The organism is Providencia sp. JUb39 (assembly GCF_012272845.1).
GTDB lineage: Bacteria > Pseudomonadota > Gammaproteobacteria > Enterobacterales > Enterobacteriaceae > Providencia > Providencia lanzhouensis.
Map to the genome: position 1 here is coordinate 2,748,908 of NZ_JAAWXD020000001.1, position 20,678 is coordinate 2,769,585.

The window sequence follows — 20,678 nt, forward strand, 5'->3', positions numbered from 1 at the left end:
TATTATTCGTTCTCTGCGGTTAAAGGCAGTTCAATTCGGAAGCAAACATCCGCTGATTTATGTGGCACTAATGATAATTCACCACCCATCTGCTTAATACAATCTTGCGCGATGCTAAGCCCTAACCCACTTCCTTTGACGGCGCCTTTTCTTTGGAGGCTGCCTTGATAGAAAGGTTCAAAAATCATATTTTGCTCAGACTCAGGGATAGGCGTGCCCGTATTGGCAACCTCAATGAGTAATTTATTCCCTGTTCTGCGACTTGAGATCCAAATATTACCTGATTCGCCACCATAGTGCACCGCATTGGAGTAGATATTATCAATAACCCTTCCGAGTAAGGTCGGTTCTGCAAGGCAACTATCCACTTTTAAGCGAATATCAGTGGTAATATCTTTCGCTCTTGCGGGTAAATTATGTGCATTAACAATATCTTCAATAAGCTTTTTCAAATCGACTTGCTGGGCAACGGGCGGCTCATCGACTAATTTCCGATTATAGTCAAGAAGCTGTTCAATAAGTTGCTGAAGATGCTTACTGCTCTGATCAAGAATATCAACCACCTCTTTTTGCGAGCTAGTTAACGGGCCTGCAACCTCATCTGCCAATAATTCCGTTCCTTCTCGCATACTGGCTAATGGCGTTTTCAGCTCATGGGAAATATGACGTAAAAACTCATGGCGCTGGGATTCTAACCAAGCCAACCGCTCACTTAACCATATAATTCGCTGAGCAATGATCCTCAGCTCTCTTGGGCCTTTAAAGCGGTCAGTATCATTTTCCAGAGTCAGTCCCGTTCCTAAACGATTAATCATACGCTCAATGATTTTAACCGGACCGATAATCATACGAGTAAATAAGGTCACCAACAGCGCGCTCAGCAAGAAGAGGATCAGTGTTTGCCAACCAAATAATTGTCCTTTATTGGCAATGGCTTTTTGAAGCTGTTCACCGCGGCTAAAAATCACCTCTCGAGTTTGCTGAACGACAGCCGTATTTTGCGCGGAGAATTGCTCTAACACTTTGGTCGTGGCTTCCATCGGCTCATTATTTTCACAACTAATCGCTTTTAGCTTTTGCAGCCCAGTAAAGAGCCCCAGCACTTCAGGAGTCTCTGGCAAAATAGTTTTTTGACGTTCCAGCATCTGTTCATAATCAGCAAACTGCTTTTGATACTGCGTCTGTAAGGCTTTATCTTGCAATACACAATACTGGCGATAACTGCGCTCCATTTCCAGTGCGAGGCTACTCATCGCTTCACTGCGTCGAGCATCAAGCAGGGTAGTTTTATTGATATCTGCCGCTTGGTTGCTCAATTGTTCTAGACTTTGATAAGCCTGATAAGCCAATACCAATAATGGCAAAAGGACTAACCAAAAGGCCATCACTACTAGCTGCCGCAATGAGCGCGGAAAAAGGCGCAATTTACTCAACGCATTCATCTCTTACCTATTTATATGTAATTCAATGGTAGCAGAACTCCCGTTAATCCGAAAAGTGCTGTTTACATTGATGATAGATAAACCAATAGACAGATAGATAGCAATGAACATGCCAAGAAAGTGAATTAAACGTGAATGATTTCAGATAAATAGATTAAATATACTATGATTGAATGGAAGGATTAATTCGATAGAAAGGATAAACTTGATAGAAAGGAATATTGATGCCCCATAAATGGGAAGGCGGAGGGAAGAATTGCTTCTCACCTCCGCCAGCGATACTCGGCATTACGCTTGAATGTCGATTTTTTTCATATGATTATGTCTTTCATTAAAGATAATCATATAGGTGGTGCCTCACTCCACGTGTCGCCCTGTGTTTGATAAAGCTCGAAAGCGAATATCGATGATTTGGACGGTAGGCACCTTACTTTGGCATCATTCGGGTTTTATGTGGTATGTTCCCATTTGCTAGGTTTCCCCAAGCTTGGACCTACATAAGCAATTGAATGAGCAACTGATAGATATTATGCACAACCCGTGCCAACTTTTCAATGAAATTTTTATCTGACTGATTTTTATATAAATTTATTTTCTTACTTGTTCATATCATTTTTGAATTGATATGAGTGATAAAAAATACCACTAACTCACCATGAATCTGTCTCCAATTTAAGACAGTGAATTCCATCATTTTTAAATCACTTGTTTATCAATAAGATAAATGTCTCCTTTTGGAGACACTAGCAAACCCTATTTGTCGCGAATAGTAGACACTCCAGAAAATTTACCTATCTTCTATTATTTATATTCTCTTTAAATCTATCTATTTAACGTTGAATGGCCGGTATATATCGATTCTTGAAGCCCAAATAAAATATTGCCATCCTATTTATTATCGCTATGATCCTGCGCGTTTCATTTCTGATGTACGTCAGAATTTTATGTTATTCCGCTAGCTTATCCATCCCTATATTGATATAAGACTGGCAAATGGTCTCCTACTTACTATTGACATTACAATGATAAAAATAGCCCTTATTGATGACCATATTGTTGTTCGCTCCGGTTTTGCTCAATTACTAACGTTAGAACCTGACATTAGTATTGTGGGGCAATATGCGAGTGCGCAAGAAGCATGGCCACACCTAATTAGCCTCGATATTGACGTGGCAATTATGGATATTTCAATGCCTGATGAGAGCGGTTTACAACTGCTAACCCGTTTACGTAAAAAAAAGCCCGACTTTCGTACTATTATTTTAAGCATCTATGACACCCCTGCTTTCGTACAAAGTGCGCTCGATGCAGGCGCCAGCGCCTATCTCACCAAATGCTGTGGACCTGAAGAATTAGTCCAGGCGGTACGTTCTGTTTACCAAGGTGGATGCTACCTGTGTGCTGATGCAATGCGAGCCTTACGCCAAACGCCGCAGCAAAAACAAGGCGTTCAAGAGCTCACTAACCGTGAGCGCGAAGTCTTTGATTTACTGGTCGCAGGTCTCAGTGTGAAAGTCATTGCGGAACAATTAAACCTCAGCCATAAAACAGTGCATGTACATCGCGCGAATGTTCTCGGAAAATTGCAATGCGAAAACACCATTGATTTAGTGCACTACGCCTTAGAACACAACATTATTTCTCGATAGACAGACTTTCTTTCCAGTAAGGTAACGCCCTCACAAGGTAAATAGTAATGAACAAAGCGGCTCGTTTAGGATTACAGTCTCTATTCCTATTATTTACCTACTCACTGATTTGGGTGGGATTATGGATCATCGGCTTTTATCTTAGCCAAAATAGCTTCCAAGCCACCCTATTTCTACCGCAAGCCTTACGCCTCACCTTGATGATCTTATTATGGCGACGCTACTGGCCAACCGTTTTACTCGCTGAAGGCCTCCTGACCTACTGGCTTGCAGAAGAACAATTACTCACTCAACCTATCTTGCTGTTATCCCCAATATTGAGCCTGCTGGTTGCGATGGTTATCCAAAATATTTGGTGGCGATATACACTTTATTGGCAACGACTTATTTTGTTATTGGCAGGCGTCGCCGCCAACAGCATACTCAATGCCTTGCTGTTTGGGCTGTTATCTCAATATTCCATTAGCCAATTATTCTTAACGACATTTACAGGCGGAATTCTCCTCTCCCCCTTTGTTTATCTTATCTATGAATACTTGCACGAGCAGCACTATCATATGCTGCTTGACTACGGAACCACGGATAAGCAATTACGTACTTCATTGATTATTTGGTGTTTTCTCTTCTGCCTCGTCGGCTTAAGTGCCCAAATTTTCTTTGCCCCAGAAATTGAGCAACTGATTGTTTTATTAGTTTTTATTCCCAACATTTTCATGGCATATCGTTATGGTTGGCAAGGCGGCGTGTTATCCGCATTACTTGGAAGCTTAATCATCACCTTTGCAAGACAGTTCCAAGGCGCCTTTGATGATCTCCAAGAGCTACAACTCTTTTTAAGCTCTCAAGCCCTGATCGGCATCGGGTTAGGTATTGCTATCAGCCGCCAAAAGCAACTCTCAAGTAACTTACAACGCTACCGCCAGCGATTAGAAGAAGAGCTTCACGCCCGTCGAGACTTGATGCGCCAACTCGTGCACACCGAAGAAGATGTGAAGAAAGATATCGCCCGTGAGCTTCATGATGAAATTGGACAAAACATTACCGCGATCCAAATCCAATCAATGCTGGTGAAGAAAACAGCTGCTAACGATTTAAGCTATAACGCTGCTAGCCAAATCAACGAATTGGCACTACAGATCCACCAAGCCACCCGCCATCTGTTGCGCCAATTACGCCCGCCCGTGCTCGATGAAATGTCCCTCGAAAACGCACTCACCCATTTAATCGGTGAATTTGCTTTCAAAGAAAACAATATTCAATGTGACTTTCATTACGGATTAACTGAAACTCCAGCCAATGAAACGGTGTTATTCACCCTTTACCGTTTGGTTCAAGAGCTACTGAACAATATCAGTAAGCACGCCAAAGCCACAAAAATCCACATCTCACTAAATCAACAAGGTGACTCGATACAGCTAATTGTTGATGATAATGGTGTGGGCATTCCTTTTAGCAAACGCACATCAGGCTTTGGTTTGCGTGGAATTGAGGAGCGAGTCAGAGCCTTAGGTGGCGACTGGACGCTAACAACCCAAAGTGGTACCAAAATAATTGTTAACTTGCCCACATTTTGAAATGAAATAGTGAAAAACTAGGAATAATTCTTAGCCTCCTAATACCTTATCTCATCCTTTTATTTAAAAACTTCATTACATTCTGCCAAACGGGAGAAACACAATCATGACGGGTACAAGCAAACTGGATCTGGATAACAATTACCGTTTCTGGCGTCGCCGCCTGATGTTTTCCATGATCATCGGTTATGCCGCTTTTTACCTTACCCGTAAAAGCTTTAATTTTGTGATGCCCGTTATGCAGGCGGAACTGTTTTTAGACAAAAGTGATATTGGTTGGATCGCCTCAGCATTTTACCTTGCGTATGGTCTATCCAAGTTTATATCCGGTATTTTCCATGACATTACAGGCTACCGCTGGTTTATGGGGGTTGGTCTCGTAATGACAGGGATCCTCAATATCATTTTTGCCTACTGTTTATCGTTCCCTGCACTGTTAGTTGTTTGGACATTAAACGGATTTTTCCAAGGCTGGGGTTGGCCGCCCTGTGCTCGCATTCTCACTCATTGGTACTCACGTAATGAACGGGGCTTTTGGTGGGGACTGTGGAATATCTCCATCAATCTTGGGGGAATGGCACTACCACTGTTAACGGCACTGTTGGCGACCCATTACAGTTGGCAAATGGCGCTGATCGTTCCTGGAATTATTGGGGTTATTTTAGGATTATGGCTATGTCGCCAGCTTCGAGGTACACCCAAAGAAGAACATTTACCCACTGTGGGGCAATGGCGACATGATGCATTAGAGTTACGCCAAGAGCAGCTTTCTCCCCCGCAATCCATGTGGGTGATTTTAAAACAAACTATTGTGTTTAACCCAATGATTTGGCTGCTCGGTTTTACCTACATTTTGGTTTATCTCATCCGTATTGGGATAAACGATTGGGGAAATTTATGGCTAACCGAAACACACGGAAGCAATTTATTAAGCGCCAATGCCACGTTAGCTCTGTTTGAATTAGGTGGTTTATTAGGCGCTCTGTGCGCGGGTTGGGGTTCCGACCTCCTGTTTCGAGGACAACGCGCACCGATGATTTTGCTGTTTTCCTTAGGCCTATTCGTTTCTGTGAATGCCCTATGGTTAATACCAATTCATCACTACGGGCTATTAGCTGCATGCTTCTTAGCCAACGGTTTCTTTGTATTTGGACCACAGATGTTAGTCGGTCTAGCTGCTACAGAATATTGTCATAAAAAGGCAGCTGGAACGGTAACTGGTTATCTTGGATTGTACGCTTATCTAGGGGCTGCAATCGCAGGATGGCCGCTCTCTCAAGTGATTGCCAATTATGGTTGGTCAGGGATGTTTACCTTACTCGCCAGTGCAGCTGCTTTGATGGGGCTACTACTGATGCCTCTTTTAATTGCCAATGTCAGTAAAAGAGAGCATTTAGCCGGTGCAGTTTCACCGACACATAATAATAGTTAATCCGAAAACGTGAATAAAGGACTGACAATGAAACTTAAGACTCTCTCTACACTTGTTGCAGCAGGTTTATCCCTTGCCGCTATTACGACCACTGCAAATGCAGCTGGCCGTTTAGTGGTTTACTGTAGTGCCACCAACGCGATGTGTGAAGCGGAAACGCAAGCATTCGCCAAGAAATACGACGTTAAAACCACGTTCGTTCGCAACGGTTCAGGCAGTACTTTAGCAAAAATCGAAGCTGAAAAACGTAACCCACAAGCAGACGTCTGGTATGGCGGAACCTTAGATCCACATTCACAAGCAGGTGAAATGGATCTGCTAGAGCCGTACAAATCCCCTAACCTGTCTCAAATCATGCCGCAATTCCAAGATCCAGCTAAACGCAAAGGCAACTACTCTTCTGCGGTTTATATCGGTATCTTAGGTTTTGGTGTGAATAAAGATCGTTTAAAAGAGAAAGGCTTACCAATTCCTACTTGCTGGAAAGATCTGACTAAGCCTGAATATAAAGGCGAAATTCAAATTGCAGATCCACAAAGTTCAGGTACTGCTTACACTGCATTGGCAACCTTTGACCAACTTTGGGGTAACGAGCAAGCTTTTGATTACCTGAAAAAACTGAACTCTAACATCTCCCAATACACCAAATCAGGTATTGCCCCAGCACGTAACGCGGCTCGCGGCGAATCTGCTATCGGTATCGGCTTCCTGCATGACTACTCTTTAGAAGTTGAAAATGGTGCACCATTGGAGTTAATCACGCCATGTGAAGGGACAGGCTATGAAATCGGCGGGATCAGTATTCTGAAAAACGCACGTAACATGGACAACGCAAAACTGTTCGTAGATTTCGTTCTGTCTAAAGAAGCCCAAGAACTGAGCTGGAAACAAGGCCAGTCTTACCAAATTCTGACCAACACCACCGCAGAGTCTTCTCCACTGTCTCTGAAACTCAAAGACTTAAATTTAATCAACTACGATATGGATAAATACGGCGATGCTGAAGTCCGTAAGAATCTGATCAACAAGTGGGTTACTGAAGTTAAAATGAGTAAATAAGATGTTGGGTGCGGCGCCTGTCGCCGCACTTTACCTGATTGACTCACGTATGATTCGCGAACTTCGCGATTTAGTGTATTAGCTACTTACTATAAAAAATGATGCCAAATAAAAGAGTGTCTGCGCTACGCAGACAGCTCCAGTCTGGCTCACTCATTAGAACGATAATATTAATTAAGTTTAAAATTATTTTCGTTATAAATCATAATATTAAATTAATGATTAACTCAATAATAATAAACTTAGGGGAAAAACAATGCCTCAGACCTTAACCCTAACAGCCTCGAAGAAAAAGGACGGTATCTTCCTTTGGATTCTGATAGCTTGGCTGGGCTTCGCTCTGCTACCCTCATGGAGCCTCGACTACGGCTTATTCGACTCAACGCAAGATGAGATCTTAGCTGCCTATGGCTGGAGCAGTGTCAATATTAGTTGGCTATGGTATTTATTGCCTTCTATTTTACTGTTAAGACCAATCACGCCAGCCGATCGTAATCAAAAATCCCGTCACTATTTTGATATCGCGGTTGCCGCCATCACGGCAATTCTCGTGATTATTACTGCTTATTTAGAGGGTAAGGGATTAGGCTATTCCGCCATCACCTTATTTATCGCCCTTGGTATGATAATGACCCACGCCTTGACTCGTTTAGAGTGGCTGGGTGGCGACCAATTTGTTATTGGCTCCCTTATCACCGTCGTCGCACTGATTGCACTATTTATCATCTTTCCCAGTGTGGCAATTTTTATTCCAATGTTTACTGATGGGAACGGAGATTTTGCACCATTTGCATTTGTGGCTATTTTAACCCAGTCACATATTGTTCAGGTCATCATCAACTCCATATTCCTCTCATTAGCCGTGGGTGTTGGATGTACCTTCTTTGGTTTAATCCTGGCAATTTACACCACCCGAATTGCTAAGCGTTCCGCGATTATTGGTCGCGTATTCTCGATTTTACCGATTGTGACCCCGCCGTTTGTTGTCGGTTTAGGCGTCACCTTAATGATGGGTCGCTCAGGCTATATTACTGAGTTTTTAGCTACCTATATGGGGCTAGAAAATACTAACTGGTTATACGGCTTTACCGGTATTTGGTTAGCACAAGTTCTCGCGTTCACCCCGATGTCCTTTATGATCCTTGATGGTGCGATTAAAACTATCCATCCATCATTGGAAGAAGCGTCATACACCTTGCGCGCTAACCGCTACCAGACATTCTTCAACGTGTTTATGCCACTGTTGAAACCGGCACTGGCGAACGCCTTTTTAATCGTGATTGTGCAATCCCTTGCCGACTTCAGTAACCCATTAGTATTAGGGGGTAACTTCGACGTTCTGGCGACACAAATCTATTTCTATATCACCGGTTCCCAGCTTGATTACCAAGCGGCCAGTACGTTAGGCGCTTCCTTACTTGTCTTCTCATTGCTGGTTTTCTGCGTGCAATACATGTGGATTGGTAAACGTTCTTACGTCACCGTTTCCGGTAAGTCTTACCGTGGCGATGTTCAACCGCTGCCAGTTTCTCTTGTTGCAACGGTGACAACAATTCTCGGTATTTGGGTCGCGTTTAACGTCTTACTGTACGGCAGCATCTTCTACGGAAGCTTCACGGTGAACTGGGGTGTGGACTACACCTTAACACTGGACAACTTTATCAAACTGTTTGGTCAAGGTTTTGATGATGGTGCATGGCCGTCACTGTTAGACACCCTGTTATATGCGGGTATCGCTGCGCCAATCACCGCGATTTTAGGTCTGCTTATCGCGTATATAGTGGTTCGCCAAGATTTCCGTGGAAAGAAAACCATCGAATTTTCCACCATGTTGTGCTTTGCCGTACCGGGTACTGTGGCTGGGGTTTCTTACATCCTCGCCTTTAACGATACACCGTTCTATTTAACGGGTACCGCGGCGATTGTGATTATCTCCATGACCATGCGTAACGTACCAGTCGGTATTCGTGCTGGTATCGCAGGATTGGGGCAAATTGACAAATCGTTAGATGAGGCTTCCCTCAGCTTACGTGCAGGTTCAATGCGGACAATTTTCCATATCCTGCTGCCATTATTACGCCCTGCGATTTTATCTGCGCTGATCTACAGCTTTGTCCGTGCGATCACCACCGTAAGCGCTATTGTATTCTTGGTAACACCAGACACCCGCGTTGCGACAGCGTATATCTTGAACCGTGTTGAAGATGGTGAATACGGTGTGGCGATTGCTTACGGTTCTATTCTGATCGTGGTCATGCTCGCGATTATCTTCTTATTTGACTATTTAATTGGCGAAGCCCGTGTTTCACGTTCCAAAGCCAAAAATGCACAGTAATCATGGAGTCACTGACATGACACAGAAAAGTTTCGTTGAATTAAAAAATATAACTAAGCGCTTTGGCGACAATACGGTCATTGACGATTTAAGCCTTTCCATCCCACAAGGGAGCATGGTCACCCTATTAGGACCATCTGGCTGCGGTAAAACCACCGTACTGCGCTTAGTCGCTGGTTTAGAAAAGCCTACTGAAGGGCGTATGTTTATCGATGGCGAAGATGTCACCGACCGCTCTATTCAACAGCGCGATATTTGTATGGTCTTCCAATCCTATGCCCTCTTCCCGCATATGTCGTTAGGGGATAACGTGGGATATGGATTGAAAATGCTTGGCTTGCCGAAGGCTGAAATAAAAAAACGTGTAGAAGAAGCGCTGGAGCTGGTGGACTTAGCGGGCTTTGCAGACCGTTTCGTTGACCAAATTTCCGGTGGACAGCAGCAGCGTGTTGCATTAGCACGTGCCTTGATTTTAAAACCAAAGGTACTGTTATTTGATGAGCCATTAAGTAACTTGGATGCTAACTTACGCCGTAGCATGCGTGAAAAAATCCGTGAACTGCAACAGCAATTTAATATTACCTCACTGTACGTGACCCACGACCAGAGTGAAGCTTTTGCGGTTTCGGATATGGTTCTGGTAATGAACAAAGGTAAAATCATGCAGTTAGGTTCACCTCAAGAACTGTACCGCCAACCTGCTTCCAAGTTTATGGCGAGCTTTATGGGTGATGCGAACATTTTCCCTGCTACACTCAGCAGCGATTCCGTGGATATCTTTAATTACCGTTTACCGCGCCCTGCGCTGTTTGCAACAGATAAAACTCAAGTCACTGTCGGTGTTCGCCCTGAAGCCATCACATTAAGCAAACAAGGTGAAGATAGCCAACGCTGTACTATCACTCATGTGGCTTATATGGGACAGCAATATGAGGTCACGGTAGATTGGCACGGCCAATCAATGCTATTACAGATCAATGCGACTCAATTGCAACCGTCTGTGGGTGAAGATCTTTACCTGCAAATCCACCCATACGGGATGTTTATTTTAGAGTAAAGATTTTCTATTTTAGACGCAGCTTAACCGCCCGATTGGGCGGTTTTTTTATGGATAACAGATAAAAAAACACCCTATAAATCAGGAGATCTATAGGGTGTTTAGTTTTTAGCGCTAAATTAAAACAGACGTTTTAATCTCAGCCTAATTGTTTACGTGCATTACGGAAAATGCGCATCCATGGGCTATCTTCACCCCAGTTTTCTGGGTGCCAAGAGTTGCTTACCGTACGGAATACACGCTCAGGGTGCGGCATCATAATCGTCGCGCGACCGTCCGTTGATGTCACTGCCGTAATCCCATTCACAGAACCATTCGGGTTCGCTGGGTATTGCTCAGTCACTTGACCGTAATTATTCACAAAACGCATTGCCACCAGCGCGTTATTTTCTAACTGCGTTAAATGAGCTGGCGCACGAGTTTCTACTTGGCCTTCACCGTGAGAAACCGCAATCGGCATACGTGATCCCGCCATATCTTGCAGCAGTAATGATGGGCTATTTGCAATTTCAACTAAGCTGAAGCGTGCTTCAAAACGCTCTGAACGGTTACGTACAAAACGTGGCCAATATTCAGCGCCAGGGATCAGGTCATGCAAGTTAGACATCATCTGACAACCATTACATACACCTAATGATAAGGTGTCTGGACGATTGAAGAAGGTAGCAAACTCATCACGAACACGGTTATTGAACAGAATGGACTTCGCCCAACCTTCACCAGCGCCTAATACGTCACCGTATGAGAAACCACCGCATGCCACTAATGCTTTGAACTGCTCCAGAGACAAGTTGCCCGCCAGTAAATCACTCATGTGAACGTCGATAGCATCAAAGCCTGCACGATCCCATGCCGCTGCCATTTCAACGTGGGAGTTAACCCCTTGCTCACGCAGTACTGCCACTTTAGGGCGAACACCCGATGCGATATACGGAGCAGCAATATCCTCTGCGATATCGTAAGTCAGCTTCACATTCAGACCTGGGTCTTGATTGTCTTTCTTCGCGTCATGCTCTTGATCTGCGCACTCTTCGTTATCACGTAAGCGCTGCATCTGCCATGTAGTTTCAGCCCAGCACTCACGTAGAGCACTACGAGAACCATTGTAAACGACAGTATCACGGCTATTAATAATCACCGCATCGTCATGAGTTGCAGAACCAAGATAGTGAACACAACCTGCCAAGCCAGCATCGGCAAAACACTGCTCTACATATTGGCGATCGGCGCCTTGGATTTGGATCACTGCGCCCAGCTCTTCATTAAACAGTGCCGCTAAGGTGTCTTCATCAAATGAACTGATATCCACGTTAATACCGCAATGACCCGCAAATGCCATTTCCACTAACGTGACAAACAGCCCGCCATCAGAACGGTCATGGTAAGCCAGTAGTTTTTGCTCAGATAACAGTTTTTGGATGGTATTAAAGAAGCCTAACAACAGCGCTGGGTCACGAACATCTGGCGCTTTATTACCTAATTGACGGTAAACTTGCGCCAATGCAGTGCCACCAAGCGCATTGTGACCTTGACCAAGGTCGATTAATAACAAGCCGTTATCTACCGTGGTTTTCAGCTCTGGCGTCACCGTTAGACGAACATCTTCAACGCGACCAAATGCACTAATAATCAATGATAATGGTGACGTCATTTCACGCTCTTCACCATTTTGCTGCCAGCGAGTCTTCATTGACATTGAGTCTTTACCCACTGGGATTGTCAGACCTAATGCCGGACACAACTCTTCACCGACTGCTTTAACTGCTTCGTACAAACCTGCGTCTTCCCCAGGGTGACCCGCTGCAGACATCCAGTTAGCAGATAGCTTCACGCGCTTAAGGTCTTGTACATAAGAGCATGCTAAGTTAGTTAGTGCTTCACCCACTGCCATACGCGCAGAAGCGGCAAAATCCAATAGTGCCACAGGCGTTCTTTCGCCAATAGACATTGATTCACCATAATAGCTATCCAAACTTGCGGTTGTCACCGCGCAGTCAGCGACTGGGATTTGCCATGGACCAACCATTTGGTCTCGAGCAACCATACCCGTTACAGTACGGTCACCAATAGTGATTAAGAACGTTTTCTCGGCAACAGCAGGTAAATGCAGAACACGCTTAACAGCTTCAGTTAAATCGATAGCGGTTCTATCCAGTGATTCAGGCTCAGCTTTCAGGGTCGTCACATCACGCAGCATTTTCGGCGTTTTGCCAAGTAGCACATCCAGTGGCATATCGATTGGTTGGTTATCAAAATGCTCATCATTAAGGGTTAAATGACGCTCTTCCGTTGCTTCACCGATCACAGCAAACGGCGCGCGTTCACGCTCACAAATTTCAGTGAATAATGCCAGTTGTTCTGGAGCAACCGCCATCACATAGCGCTCTTGGGATTCGTTACACCACACTTCCAGTGGGCTCATTCCTGGTTCATCATTAAGAATTTTACGCAGTTCAAAACGACCGCCACGACCGCCATCGCTCACCAGTTCAGGCATTGCGTTGGATAATCCCCCCGCACCAACATCATGGATAAACAGAATTGGGTTTTTATCACCTAGCTGCCAGCATTTGTCGATCACTTCTTGGCAACGACGCTCCATTTCGGCGTTATCACGTTGAACAGAAGCAAAATCAAGATCCGCCGCAGATTGACCGGATGTCATGGATGATGCAGCCCCGCCCCCTAAACCGATATTCATCGAAGGGCCACCCAAAACGATGAGCTTAGCGCCAACGGTAATTTCACCTTTTTGAACGTGATCCGCACGGATGTTACCAATACCGCCCGCTAACATAATTGGCTTATGGTAACCACGTAATTCTTCACCATTGTGGCTATTCACTTTCTCTTCATAGGTACGGAAATAACCTAATAATGCGGGACGCCCAAATTCGTTGTTAAATGCCGCCCCGCCTAAAGGACCTTCCGTCATAATATCGAGTGCGGTCACAATACGTTCAGGCTTGCCGAAATCTTCTTCCCAAGGTTGTTCAAAACCCGGAATACGTAAGTTTGAAACGGAGAAGCCCACTAAACCTGCTTTTGGTTTTGCACCGCGACCTGTTGCGCCTTCATCTCGAATTTCACCACCAGAACCAGTTGCAGCCCCCGGCCATGGAGAGATTGCCGTTGGGTGGTTGTGGGTTTCCACTTTCATCAAAATATGTGCATCTTCTTGATGGTAACGATAAGTACGTCCATCTGGCTCAGGGAAGAAACGACCTACAGAGGAACCTTCCATTACTGCCGCATTATCTTTATAAGCAGACAAGACGTGATCTGGCGTTTTTTCAAAGGTATTTTTGATCATTTTAAACAGGGATTTTGGCTGTGTTTCCCCGTCAATAATCCAATCCGCATTGAAAATTTTATGGCGGCAATGTTCTGAGTTTGCTTGTGCAAACATATATAGCTCAACATCCGTTGGGTTACGTTTTAACCCTGTGAATGCCTCTAATAGATAATCAATTTCATCGTCAGCTAACGCTAAGCCCATCTCTTTGTTCGCTGTGTCTAGTGCTTGGCGTCCGCCAGCGATGATATCAATCACTTTCATTGGGGCAGGCTGTTGCTGAATAAATAGTGCCTCAGCTTGTTCAAAAGAGGCAAAGACCGTTTCCATCATTCGGTCATGTAACAGGCTGATAACCAAATCCCACTGCTCGCTTGTCAGTGAATCGGCTTGAATATAGTAGGCAACGCCGCGTTCAATACGTTTAACCTGTGTTAGGCCACAGTTATGTGCGATATCCGTTGCTTTAGAAGACCAAGGAGAGATAGTTCCTGGGCGTGGGGTGACTAAAATCAGTTTTCCAAATGGCTCATGCTCTGCCAGAGAAGGACCATATTTTAATAAACTACTCAGTTTACCTTGCTCACTGCCACTTAATGGGGCTGATAGCTCAGCAAAATGCATATATTCAGCATAGATATCCGTTACTGGGAGCTGTTTTTCAGCAAACAGCGCCAAAAGGCGGGTAATACGAAATGCTGATAGTGCCGGTGAGCCACGCAAAATTTCCATAGTCTTAAATTCTCTCTTTTAAACGCCAGCCCTGATCACGAAAGCAGGGAAACCGGAGTCCATTATAGAGCAATGTTCATCAATACGAAACCGTTTGCGTGACTAAAAATAGAGCGATTAGTTAAATATTAATATGTGCTAAATACGATAATATTAGTTGCACCGATCATCATTGTTAGAGCAAAATACGAAACCACTGGATTTATAACCATGATTAAACAGTTTTTATTAAGCGCACAACACCAGCTCCTGCACGAGAAATAATTATTTGAATAACCTAAAAGTTAACTATTTTATTATCGTGGTCATCGCTTTACTTGCCACCATGATCATTGGCTTCAATGTCCGATGGTCTAATACGCAAAACACCCAAGTCGACAAAATTATCTCTCGGGGTGAGTTACGTATTAGCGCAGTAAGTTCACCACTCATTTATATTGATGAGCAGCGTCAGCTACGTGGCTTTGACTACGAGCTTGCTCAAGGCTTTGCCACGTACCTAGGTATTAAACTCAAAATTATTATTCGCCCGACTATTGAACAGATTTTCGAAGATCTCGATAACGACGATGCCGACATCGCTGTGGCGGGGCTGCTGTATAATAAAGACCGTTTGGAGACAATGAAAACGGGTCCAAGCTATTTGAGTGTTACTCAGCAATTGGTTTACCGTAAAGGCACTACGCGCCCAAAAACCTTTAATGACCTGAAAGGGAAATTAATGGTTATCGCGGGGAGCACTCATGCAAGCACGTTAAAAGCACTCTCAGCGCAATATCCTAATCTTAAGTGGGAAGAAAGCAGCGACTATACACCAAGTCAATTATTAGAAATGGTGGCCGAAGGTGAAATTGATTACACCCTTGAGGATTCTATTGCGGTCTCTTTGCAGCAACGTATTCATCCTAAAGTCGCCGTGGCATTTGATTTGCGCGATGACCATGCCATTACATGGTATTTAAGCCGCCAACATGACAATAGCCTAGATGCCGCCCTGCTCGATTTTTTTAATCTCAGCAATCAGAACGATCTTCTTGCTCGCTTGATTGAAAAGCATTTCAGTCATGTGGAATCCTTCGATTATTTCGATACCATAACGTTTATTAGCGCCATTAATAATAAACTGCCGGATTATCAACCTCTCTTTGAGAAATATGCTGAGACCGTTGAGAGCATCGATTGGAAATTACTTGCTGCAATAGCTTGGCAAGAATCTCACTGGAATCCTCTTGCAACCTCACCGACTGGTGTTCGTGGGATCATGATGCTCACCAAACCAACGGCAGCAACTATGGGAATTGAAGACAGGTTAGATCCAGAGGGGAGCATTAAAGGTGGAGCTGCATATTTAGCCTATATTATGAAACGCTTACCCGATTCTATCGCTGAAGATGATCGTATTTGGTTTACCCTTGCTGCCTATAATATGGGTTATGGACATATGCTGGATGTGCGAAAACTAACGCAAAGACTTGGTGGTAATCCTGACCGCTGGCTTGATGTTAAAGCAAATTTACCCTTGCTAACTCAGCAAAAATATTATTCCCAGCTCACTTATGGTTATGCCCGAGGACACGAAGCTTATCGCTATGTAGAAAATATTCGTCGCTATCATCAAAGCTTAGCGGGTTATTTGCAAAGTCAGGAGAAAAAGCAGAAAACACTCGAAATTGCCAAGAAATCTCACGTTTACGTTGTAGTGCCAAATGAGAACTCGCCGCTTTCATCTTATGTGATGCCTGATGTGGTGTCAGCAAAAGTGGAGATCACGCCCAAAGCGTCAGCAAATCTCGGTGTGTTTAATGCCAAGGAAAATACTCGTGCACCAAACGACTCTCTAGGGAAATATATTCTGGCAAAACCAACACGTTCGAGTTCCATCGATAATAACGTAGCCCTACAAAAGGAAACGTCAATTGAAGACTAGCTTTCGGGATTTTGAGCCTGCTTTTCTTGACGTCTCTGCTCTTTAATTTGTGCTCTGCGCATTCTAAAAAAATCGCTGAGCATGGATGAGCAAGTTTCTTCAAGTACACCACTCGTCACTTCAACATAGTGGTTTAAACCTGGCTGCGACATGATATTAATGAAGGAGCCACATGCCCCCGTTTTAAAATCGTTCGCGCCATACACCACTCGACCGATGCGGCTATGGATCATCGCCCCTGCACACATAATGCAAGGTTCTAAAGTGACATACAGCGTTGTGCCTAATAAACGGTAATTCTGTAGTGCTGTGCCCGCTTTTTGTAAGGTAATAATTTCGGCATGGGCGGTAGGATCGTGATTTTCAATGGAGTGGTTCCAGCCTTCTGCTATTAGTTGGTTATCTTTGACCAGTAACGCACCGACAGGAATTTCCCCTGCATCTTGAGCTTTTTTTGCTAGCTCAAGAGCTTGAGCCATCCAATACTCGTCGATTTCTAATTGCGTCACTCTAGCCTCTCATTCATCCACACTCGAAAAGTTGATTATTACGAAATGTTAAAGTGACTGCAAATTGAATCTGATATTAATCAACAACTAATTACTAAAAATGGCAAGTTTTGCTGCGAATCCCATAAAGAATGCACCGACAGTGCAATTTCCCAATTTCGCCAAAATCTGCTTTTCCCGTAAAAAGCGCGCTATCAAGTAGCCACTGAATATCAATAAGCTTAGATACAAGAAGCTAACCATTTCTAATATAACCGCTAATACCATGTACGGCACCCAAGCATGGCTATAATTGAAGTCGATAAATTGAATAAAGAAAGAGATATAGAACAAAATCGCTTTCGGATTCGTTAAGCTAAGTACCAACGCGCGAGTGAAGTAATTTTCTTTTCTTACTTCAATCTGCTCAACCCCTGCTGATAACGATTTTTTCTGCCAAAAAGTTGCATATAGGATTTTGCACCCTAGGTACAAAAGATAAGCTGCCCCTAAGTATCTTACGATGGTAAACAGCGTTGGAGAGGCTTTGATCACCGAGGCAACACCAATGAATGAAAGAAAAATCAGTATTGCATCGCCAGTGAAAACACCGATTGCGGCGCGATATCCTGCGTTAGTCCCACATGAAGTACTTGATTTTAATACATACAGTGAGTTTGGACCGGGAACAATGATGATAAGCACCAACCCCGCTAAGTAAGTCCAAAAATTCAATACCCCTAGATTTTCAAACATGACCACTTCCTAATTGTTTTTTCTTATTACTATCACAGTTGGGATCCATTGTGAATATTCTACTTTTATTAATTTTTAAATCATTTGAATATATAAAACGAACTAATAATTAACATTATTTTTAAAATCTCTCTCATTAAATATGATTAACCCGCACTTAAGTTTTCATAATTTAAATAAGAGGAATAAACATGGCTTTTATTAGAAGAACCGTGCAATCAAGTATCTTTGAAGAGTTTTACCCAACAACGCTTGCATTCAGCGCTGCTAAGAAAAATTACTTCTTAGGGCATTCAAAAGATAAATCTTACATGATCTATAACATGACAGATGCCGGCAAAATTGAACCTACCGTTGTCGTACAAAAAGGTAAATTAAAAACCTATCTGCAAAATATTCAAGCTTTCTACGATCCAACACAGAACAAACAATATCTGTACGGTTATAATCTCGATGAGAAAGTTATCGATGTTTATCAAATCGCTGATAATGCCAGCATCGTGCTAATGTATTCTGAGGAGTTCAACGTTGAAGACTCTATAAAATCAGCGACCTTCTTCATCATTAATGGTGTACTGTGCTTCTATACGCAATCTGATAAAACTAAGAGCTGGTATATCTATAACTTAATTAATTATTAATTTAATATTTTCTATTAATTGCTTTATTCCATAAGAGCTTAAATTAAGCTCTTATTCTATTTGTATAAATAGAGCCTTTTTATATTATTAATTCGACTTTATTTACAAACTATCCACTTTAAATAATACTTAGAACTTTCAATTATTCTGCTTGTTTATCACTGTTTTTTAGTTGGTCATCTCCGTTCACTCGCACATAATTCAGTGTCTAATTGATTTACTTCAGTGTAAAATGACGTTCGAAGACGTATACTACTGGTTTAAATCTGATATAACTAATTGAAATGGCACTATTAATTACTAAAAAATGCATTAACTGCGATATGTGATTCATAGTCTTATATTTCATTTAAAATCAATTAGATAAAACCAAGTGTTACTCATTGTGTTTCAGAGTTTTTGTGTTGCTTCCTCATGATTTGATCTTCTATAACACAAAACCACCTTTCCCTTATTGCAATCTATAAATTTACTGTATATAAATACTGTATAAATAAACAGTGAAATAAGGTTGTATATATGCCGCGTATAGAGATCCTCTTTGATAAAGAATCAAAGCAAAAGCCTAACGATAGAACCCGTGATGCCCTGCAAGAGCAAATCATAAAAAGAATTGGTGAGCGATTTGGTCCATTGAGTTTACGTGTCGCCATGAGTTCGTCACAGTCACTGACTATCAGTGGAACTAAAACAGATGACGAGAAAGAAGAGATAGGTCAAATTTTGGAAGAGATCTGGCAAGATGATTCGTGGGTACCGGCATGAAAAAAGACGAGTATGTAGAACTTGAAGCTGATAACGCAGAATTCATTCCAAAGCTAGAAAAAGCTCAGTTGTCTATCGATAACCCGCCCGGCTTTGTGTTCATGAAATTTGTATTTTCTGATCCTATGTTCAATGAGGAAACTCGAGAAATGCAAAATATAGAAAGGGAGCCAGTGCAATCATTTATGACAGAAAGTGTCGCTAAAGATTTACTAACCCAATTGGAACGGCATTTTTACGGTAACTCAAAAGCAGAAAAAATTGAGTCTAAAAAATACCTAATGTGATGAAAAGCCGCGATATGCGGCTTTATTCTTTCCGTGAATATCGTCATTTGATAACATAGATATATCAATGACACTCGAAGTGATGTTACAGGCATCTTTATGAAAAAAATTCTTATCGTAGGCAAAGAGGTTTCTGGCTTTGGTGGTATGGAAACTGTATTTACAACAACATACGATGAATTGAGCAAAGAAAAATACGATGTCTCATTTGTTTTTTTTAATGAGCTAAATTCTAATTCTGTTGTAAATGATGATTGGTTATGCGGCAGACGTTATAGCCGAATTACATCGATTATAAAAAATAAGAAGATAAAAAGGCTACACATGGCGCTGAAGTTTGGTTTCTTATTAAAAAAATACAAGCCTGACTATATTATCGCCTATGACCCCATTGGTTGCTTTATATCTCGATATGCGATGAACTTTTCATTTATTAACATTCCATTGTTTTCTTGGACGCATTTTTCAATCAAGCATACCTACAAAAGCAAGTATTTACTCTTGGCGGATAAGCATCTATCAATCTGCGATGAAATAACAAGGCAATTTATAAACCTAGGAGTTAATAGCGATGATACTTACACAATCTATAACCCAATAAAACGGCAAAACAACACAATATCACGTCCTGACAGTGCATCTTTCATTTATGTTGGTCGCATTATGTTCGAAGGTCAGAAAAATATAAGCGAATTATTTAAGGCTTTGTCAAATTTAAAAGGTGATTGGAAGCTTCACATGATTGGCTCAGGTGAACATGACGACATTGATAAATTAAAAAAACTCTCACGAGAAGACTCTTTCGATGACAGAGTTGTTTGGCATGGCTGGCAAACCAATCCGTGGCAATACATAGAAGAAAATATAAAATTAGTTACCTCGCTTGTCATTACTTCTAACTATGAAGGGTTTGGTATGGTAATCGCAGAAGCAAATAGTTACGGTATTTATGCTATCAGTTCAAATTGTCCAACAGGACCATCAGACATAATAACACCAAAAATTAATGGTGATTTATATCAATGTGGAGACATTAGTTCTCTTACTGGAAAATTACAGTCACTTATTGATAACCCCAATTTACCAGATAGCTCAGACATTAAATTATCGGTTGAAAATTTTTATCTGGAAAATTATGTAGCAAATTTGGAAAATATCCTCCAATAATCTTTACTAGAAAAACCAATAGCAATAATAACAGTCTGCTATTGGTTTATACTATTAAATGTAAAGACTATG

The 20,678-nt window shown here is 42.4% G+C and carries 15 protein-coding genes; 11 read left to right on the forward strand and 4 right to left on the reverse strand.

Going from position 1 to position 20,678, the window contains the following annotated elements:
- Positions 1-2: 2 nt before the first annotated feature.
- Positions 3-1,442 (reverse strand): sensor histidine kinase, encoded by a 1,440-nt coding sequence (locus HFU86_RS12735; RefSeq protein WP_036949462.1) that lies wholly within the window; start codon positions 1,440-1,442, stop codon positions 3-5.
- 1,022 nt (positions 1,443-2,464) lie between these two features.
- On the opposite strand from HFU86_RS12735, the gene HFU86_RS12740 reads away from it, so the two are divergent.
- The 6 genes from HFU86_RS12740 to fbpC all read left to right on the forward strand — a co-directional run bounded on the left by HFU86_RS12740 (position 2,465) and on the right by fbpC (position 10,548).
- The gene (locus HFU86_RS12740) at positions 2,465-3,091 is read left to right on the forward strand and encodes a response regulator transcription factor (RefSeq protein WP_036949460.1); all 627 of its coding nucleotides are present in this window, start codon (positions 2,465-2,467) and stop codon (positions 3,089-3,091) included.
- Between the two features lie 47 nt (positions 3,092-3,138).
- Positions 3,139-4,665 carry an MASE1 domain-containing sensor histidine kinase gene (locus HFU86_RS12745; RefSeq protein WP_187129381.1) on the forward strand — a complete coding sequence of 509 codons (1,527 nt, stop codon included), beginning with the start codon at positions 3,139-3,141 and terminating at the stop codon, positions 4,663-4,665.
- Positions 4,666-4,771: 106 nt separating this feature from the next.
- On the forward strand, positions 4,772-6,097 hold the full coding sequence (gene uhpC / locus HFU86_RS12750) for an MFS transporter family glucose-6-phosphate receptor UhpC (protein WP_187129382.1): 1,326 nt from the start codon (positions 4,772-4,774) through the stop codon (positions 6,095-6,097).
- A gap of 27 nt (positions 6,098-6,124) precedes the next feature.
- Entirely contained in the window at positions 6,125-7,156 is a 1,032-nt protein-coding gene (locus tag HFU86_RS12755; protein WP_187129383.1) for an ABC transporter substrate-binding protein, read from the forward strand.
- A gap of 256 nt (positions 7,157-7,412) precedes the next feature.
- Complete coding sequence (locus tag HFU86_RS12760) at positions 7,413-9,491, forward strand: ABC transporter permease (RefSeq protein ID WP_187129384.1); 2,079 nt, start codon at positions 7,413-7,415, stop codon at positions 9,489-9,491.
- A 16-nt stretch (positions 9,492-9,507) separates the two neighbouring features.
- A complete protein-coding gene (gene fbpC, locus HFU86_RS12765) occupies positions 9,508-10,548 on the forward strand; it encodes a ferric ABC transporter ATP-binding protein (protein ID WP_187129385.1) in 1,041 nt (346 codons plus the stop codon).
- Positions 10,549-10,687: 139 nt separating this feature from the next.
- Here the strand turns inward: fbpC and purL are convergent, their stop codons facing one another.
- The gene (gene purL, locus HFU86_RS12770; protein WP_187129386.1) at positions 10,688-14,575 is read right to left on the reverse strand and encodes a phosphoribosylformylglycinamidine synthase; all 3,888 of its coding nucleotides are present in this window, start codon (positions 14,573-14,575) and stop codon (positions 10,688-10,690) included.
- Positions 14,576-14,843: 268 nt separating this feature from the next.
- Here purL and mltF point away from each other — a divergent pair, with 268 nt between their 5' ends.
- Positions 14,844-16,502, forward strand: a complete 1,659-nt coding sequence (mltF, locus tag HFU86_RS12775) for a membrane-bound lytic murein transglycosylase MltF (RefSeq protein ID WP_187129387.1) — start codon at positions 14,844-14,846, stop codon at positions 16,500-16,502.
- Here mltF and tadA read toward each other — a convergent pair.
- Both tadA and leuE read right to left on the reverse strand, forming a co-directional pair.
- Positions 16,499-17,011: a tRNA adenosine(34) deaminase TadA gene (tadA, locus tag HFU86_RS12780; protein WP_187129388.1), complete on the reverse strand. Its 513-nt coding sequence runs from the start codon at positions 17,009-17,011 to the stop codon at positions 16,499-16,501. The two genes, mltF and tadA, sit on opposite strands and share 4 nt — an antisense overlap.
- Positions 17,012-17,098: 87 nt before the next feature.
- The gene (gene leuE / locus HFU86_RS12785) at positions 17,099-17,746 is read right to left on the reverse strand and encodes a leucine efflux protein LeuE (RefSeq protein ID WP_187129389.1); all 648 of its coding nucleotides are present in this window, start codon (positions 17,744-17,746) and stop codon (positions 17,099-17,101) included.
- Between the two features lie 191 nt (positions 17,747-17,937).
- On the opposite strand from leuE, the gene HFU86_RS12790 reads away from it, so the two are divergent.
- From HFU86_RS12790 to HFU86_RS12805, 4 genes are all read left to right on the forward strand, one after another.
- Positions 17,938-18,387 carry an XRE family transcriptional regulator gene (locus HFU86_RS12790; protein WP_108478528.1) on the forward strand — a complete coding sequence of 150 codons (450 nt, stop codon included), beginning with the start codon at positions 17,938-17,940 and terminating at the stop codon, positions 18,385-18,387.
- Between the two features lie 519 nt (positions 18,388-18,906).
- A complete protein-coding gene (locus HFU86_RS12795) occupies positions 18,907-19,152 on the forward strand; it encodes a DinI-like family protein (RefSeq protein ID WP_187129390.1) in 246 nt (81 codons plus the stop codon).
- Positions 19,149-19,439, forward strand: coding sequence for a hypothetical protein (locus HFU86_RS12800; protein WP_187129391.1), 291 nt, complete (start codon positions 19,149-19,151; stop codon positions 19,437-19,439). Before HFU86_RS12795 ends, HFU86_RS12800 begins: the two co-directional genes overlap by 4 nt.
- A gap of 99 nt (positions 19,440-19,538) precedes the next feature.
- The gene (locus HFU86_RS12805; RefSeq protein ID WP_187129392.1) at positions 19,539-20,606 is read left to right on the forward strand and encodes a glycosyltransferase; all 1,068 of its coding nucleotides are present in this window, start codon (positions 19,539-19,541) and stop codon (positions 20,604-20,606) included.
- Positions 20,607-20,678 lie beyond the last annotated feature (72 nt).

Coding starts and splice junctions, on each gene's coding strand:
- HFU86_RS12735 (WP_036949462.1), bottom strand. CDS start 1,442: ATGAATGCGTTGAGTAAATTGCGCCTTTTTCCGCGCTCATTGCGGCAG.
- HFU86_RS12740 (WP_036949460.1), top strand. CDS start 2,465: ATGATAAAAATAGCCCTTATTGATGACCATATTGTTGTTCGCTCCGGT.
- HFU86_RS12745 (WP_187129381.1), top strand. CDS start 3,139: ATGAACAAAGCGGCTCGTTTAGGATTACAGTCTCTATTCCTATTATTT.
- uhpC (WP_187129382.1), top strand. CDS start 4,772: ATGACGGGTACAAGCAAACTGGATCTGGATAACAATTACCGTTTCTGG.
- HFU86_RS12755 (WP_187129383.1), top strand. CDS start 6,125: ATGAAACTTAAGACTCTCTCTACACTTGTTGCAGCAGGTTTATCCCTT.
- HFU86_RS12760 (WP_187129384.1), top strand. CDS start 7,413: ATGCCTCAGACCTTAACCCTAACAGCCTCGAAGAAAAAGGACGGTATC.
- fbpC (WP_187129385.1), top strand. CDS start 9,508: ATGACACAGAAAAGTTTCGTTGAATTAAAAAATATAACTAAGCGCTTT.
- purL (WP_187129386.1), bottom strand. CDS start 14,575: ATGGAAATTTTGCGTGGCTCACCGGCACTATCAGCATTTCGTATTACC.
- leuE (WP_187129389.1), bottom strand. CDS start 17,746: ATGTTTGAAAATCTAGGGGTATTGAATTTTTGGACTTACTTAGCGGGG.
- HFU86_RS12790 (WP_108478528.1), top strand. CDS start 17,938: ATGGCTTTTATTAGAAGAACCGTGCAATCAAGTATCTTTGAAGAGTTT.
- HFU86_RS12795 (WP_187129390.1), top strand. CDS start 18,907: ATGCCGCGTATAGAGATCCTCTTTGATAAAGAATCAAAGCAAAAGCCT.
- HFU86_RS12800 (WP_187129391.1), top strand. CDS start 19,149: ATGAAAAAAGACGAGTATGTAGAACTTGAAGCTGATAACGCAGAATTC.
- HFU86_RS12805 (WP_187129392.1), top strand. CDS start 19,539: ATGAAAAAAATTCTTATCGTAGGCAAAGAGGTTTCTGGCTTTGGTGGT.